General features: G+C 47.0%; 2 protein-coding genes. One reads left to right on the top strand and one right to left on the bottom strand.

The features are described 5' to 3' along the window. Positions 1 to 218: 218 nt before the first annotated feature. Positions 219 to 1,487 (bottom strand): SGNH/GDSL hydrolase family protein, encoded by a 1,269-nt coding sequence (locus HMPREF2626_RS03070; RefSeq protein WP_070617286.1) that lies wholly within the window; start codon positions 1,485 to 1,487, stop codon positions 219 to 221. Between the two features lie 170 nt (positions 1,488 to 1,657). On the opposite strand from HMPREF2626_RS03070, the gene HMPREF2626_RS03065 reads away from it, so the two are divergent. Further along, positions 1,658 to 2,224 carry a DUF402 domain-containing protein gene (locus HMPREF2626_RS03065; protein WP_067976595.1) on the top strand — a complete coding sequence of 189 codons (567 nt, stop codon included), beginning with the start codon at positions 1,658 to 1,660 and terminating at the stop codon, positions 2,222 to 2,224. Positions 2,225 to 2,640: the final 416 nt, after the last annotated feature.

Here is a 2,640-nt window from a genome sequence, read left to right as displayed (position 1 = left end):
TGAAGAGGAGCCACTTCTGCGCGACCGAACCCAACTAAGGGTGTAAGGGAGCGCGGGTAGGAGTGGACCTCTGGAGCAAAGCAACAGAGGAGACTGAAAGTCTTCGACGGCGTTTTGTGAAGAGGAGCCACTTCTGCGCGACCGAACCCAACTAAAAAAGCCTCCCCCTAAGGAAAGGCCTTTTGACTTTAATCCTCTACATTGTCTACTGAATCTTATTATTGGCTCTGTGCTCCCCAATTAGCATTTCCTTGGTTACCATTAGCATTGCCGTTCCCGTATTGCTGATTACCACCGGACCCTTGCCACTGGTTAGCCGGGTTATAGCTACCTTGGTTGCCATTCGCATTCCAATTGTTCTGCTGGTTATTTTGATTATTTTGATAATTTTGGTTGCCATTGGCATTCCAATTGCCTTGCTGGCCTTGGGCTGGTGCCGCTTGGCTAGCTTGGGCGCGGGATTGGCTGGCGGCTTGGGCCTCTGACTCTGCCCGTCTTGAAGACTCAGCCGCTGCTTCTGATTGGGCAGCCGCTTGGGCTTGGGCCTGGGCCTCTGCTTCCGCTTGGGCGCGGGCTTCCTCGTCTCTAACTTTGGCTTCAGCCTCTTTTAGTTGGTCGAGATCATCATTTTTGCCATTGAAGCCGTGCTGGGCATCGATTGTCGTTTCACTTAATTCCGTAGTCAGCAGTTGGCTCCATAAGTCTGCCCCCTGGTTAGTCAATTGCCCACCTTCAGAATAAAGGTCTTCCAAGTTTAAGTCATCAGCTGCTAATTGATCCTTGAAATCAGCCCACATATCGTAATAGTTATAGTTCAAATCATCGAGTATCTTAGCGATCTTATCCTTATAGGCATCACTATCTTCGTCATTGTTCAAGCTAGGACTAATAACAAAAATCGGTAGGGCTTCAGGTTTGGCCAAACGTAGCTGGCGATAAATGCGTTCAATATTCGCTTTACTTCCCGCTTCATCGATCCCAGCCTGGGCCTCGGCCGCCAGGTTTAGGGGAACTAAGATAAGTTGACCCTGGCTATCGGCTACTTGTTGGGCATAGTCACTGGCTAAGAGATCTGCAGTTGACATGCCGCTGTAGTTTAACTTATTAACGGCAAGCTGGTCAAAACCTTTATCCTTGAGACCAGCAACTGCCGTTTCCAACCAATCGGCGGTTTGGTTGAGCGAATCCACAGCTAAGACGCCGACTTGGTCCGCTTCCCGGTTGACATAGGCCAAATATTTAGCTGCTGTTGTGTTCTCACGGTTCTGTTCAAAATCGGCTGCCGCCTGGTCTAACGAGCCTGACTGGCTAGCTGTCTGGTCTGTCTTTTGGTCTCCTTGATTATGTTCCTGGAAGAGTGCTGTTTCCTCGGCTAAACGCGCCTCTTCTCGCCGCTGGCCGATCACATAAGACCCGCCAATAATGATGAAACCGACAACCACTGTCGCTAGCATGGCTAGCAGGCTTTTCTTGTTGAATTCCCTCATAAATCTAACTCCTCGTTTATATTCTTTCCATTTATTGTAGCATAAAAATTTAGCTAATCGAACAGCAGACTCTCTTTAATAATTTCTAATTAAAAATTCTATTTTTAGCCAAGCTATGTTATACTATTTAAGAATAAGATTGAATACTGATGCAGAAAGCAGGTTTTTTGATGCGTAATCCTCAAGAAGGAGAATACATCGCAGTCAAAAGCTATAAACATGACGGCAGTTTGCATCGCACTTGGCATGATTGTATGGTGCTCAAGACCTCTGATCAGAGTATCATTGCTTGTAATGACCATACCCTTGTCAGTGAATCCGATGGTCGGCGCTGGGTAACACGCGAGCCCGCCCTTCTCTATTTTCATAAGAAGTACTGGTTCAATATTGTCACGATGATCCGCCAAAAAGGCACATCGTATTATTGTAACCTGGCTTCCCCTTATATTATGGACAAGGACGGCCTTAAATACATTGACTATGATTTAGATATCAAAGTCTTTCCGAATGGCGATAAAAAGTTACTCGATGTAGATGAATACCTCGACCATGGTCGAAAGATGGCCTACCCTTACGATATTGACTATATCGTCACTTGCCATCTCTATGAATTGAACCGCTGGATTGAAGAAGGCAAAGGCCCCTTCTCTAAGGCCTATGTGGATTTGTGGTATGAACGTTATTGCCAGCTAAGCCAGCGCCAACAACAGCATAAGAAAAAGCGCCGCCAGCACTAGCTGTCGCCCTTTCGATTTGATTGTGAAGTATTCGAAAGTTCATAAAAAAGGCTGAGTTTCAAAACTCAGCCTTTTTGCTTTGCTTATACACTGAGGTCCACTTCTAAACGATCGCCCTCGCATCCTTAGTTGGGTCCGAGGATGCAGAAAGTGCTCCTCTTCACAAAAGGGAACGACCGGCTGATAGCCGTTCTTATCCCTTTTGCCTCCAGTCATTCCTTTCTAAACGCCTTTGCTCACACCCTATAGTCGGGTTCAGGCTAGCAGAAATAGCTCCTCTTCACCAAAATCCGCCGAAGTCTTCCAGACTTCTCTGCTTTTGGCTCCAGAGGTCTATTTCTCACGCTAGCCTTCACACCCTGTTTTAGTCGGGTTCGGTCGTGCAGAAGTGGCTCCTCTTCACAAAGCGCCGTCGA

The sequence above is a fragment of the Aerococcus sp. HMSC062A02 genome (assembly GCF_001809535.1).
GTDB lineage: Bacteria > Bacillota > Bacilli > Lactobacillales > Aerococcaceae > Aerococcus.
The sequence above is the reverse complement of the archived record's forward strand: the minus strand, read 5'-3'. Positions and strand labels throughout refer to the sequence as shown.